The organism is Mycobacterium sp. TH-M82, from assembly GCF_057473605.1.
Map to the genome: position 1 here is coordinate 1 of NZ_JBYCKY010000913.1, position 1,378 is coordinate 1,378.

A 1,378-nucleotide genomic window follows, 5' to 3' on the forward strand; every position below is an offset into this window, starting at 1 on the left:
GGAAGAACCCGCCGATGTGCACCATCGGCCGGCCCACCTGGTCGCGGACGTAGTCGGCGAGCCGTGGCTGCGTCGTCGTCACTGCGGCTCCCGCGCCCCCGGACCGCGCCTACCGCGGATCATGTCACACGCCTCCTCCTTGCCCCGATCCCTGAATGGATGATCCGCTTCCCGCTTCCTTGCTTTATTCCCTAGGTGCAGTCAGCGGGACGATCGGACCATACCCGATGCCGCGCTCAACGCGCACCAGATTCGCACGATCGAATTCCTGTGAGCGTCGCCGGGGGCCGCTTCGTCGCCTCAGGCTCTCGGGCCGGTCGCGGCACCCGTTGCCGCAGACCCGGTTTCGGGCGTTTTATCGGCAGGTTCCGGCGCACCGTAGCGGGCGCGCAGCTCGGTCTTGAGCACCTTGCCGGCCGGGTTACGCGGCAGCGCGTCGACGATCTCGAGAGCTTTGGGGTGTTTGTAGCGCGCCAGGCGTTCGGCGAGGAACTCGTCGAGGTCCGCCAACCGCAGGCTCTCTTGTGCGACGGCGGCCACCGCGATCGGCACCTCACCCCACTTGTCGTGCGCCCGGCCGATGACGGCGACCTCGACGATGCCCGGATGGCCGGCGAGGACGTTCTCCACCTCGGCGCAGTAGATGTTCTCGCCACCGGAGATGATCATGTCCTTCTTGCGGTCCACCACCCAGACGTAGCCTTCGGCATCCATCCGCACCAGATCGCCGGAGTGAAACCACCCCCCGGCGAACGCCTCGGCGGTGGCCCGCGGGTTGTTCCAGTAGCCGCTCATCAACGTCGGCGCGCGGTAGACGATCTCACCGACCTCGCCGACCGGCACGTCGTTCATGTTCTCGTCGACGACGCGGGCCGCCACCGTCGGGATCACCTTGCCGACCGATCCGCGTTTTCGGATCGCTTCTTCGCTGGGGCCGCCGAGCAGCACGCAGGTCACCGGTGACATCTCGGTCTGGCCGAACGCCGCCAGGATCTGAGTGCGCGGAAACGTCTCCGACATCTGCCGCAGCAGCGCGTCCGACGCCGGCGCGGCACCCCACGACATCACCCGCAGCGCGACGTCACGCGGATTGGCCTGCTGTTCGGCGCAGACCGCCTGCCACTGTGCCGGCACGAGGAAGATCGCGGTGACCTTCTCGGCGGCCAGGACGTCGAGCAGTTCTCCGGGATCGAAACCGCCGAGCGGATGGATCACGGTCGGGGTGCCCAGCCACATCCCGGGGAAGAGGTTGCCGATGCCGGCGATGTGAAAAAGCGGAACACCGATGAAGCCGACGTCGCCGGTGATATCGGCGCCGCTGGTGTAGAGCGCCGTCATCGTCTCGCCGGTGATGTTGGTGTGGGTCAGCACCGCCCCC

Annotated in this window: 1 protein-coding gene; it reads right to left on the reverse strand. The window is 67.6% G+C overall.

From position 1 onward, the window contains the following. Positions 1 to 300: 300 nt before the first annotated feature. Positions 301 to 1,378, reverse strand: a 1,078-nt coding sequence (locus tag AC2VON_RS26725) for an AMP-binding protein (RefSeq protein ID WP_486955472.1), incomplete at its 5' end; no start/stop codon positions are given.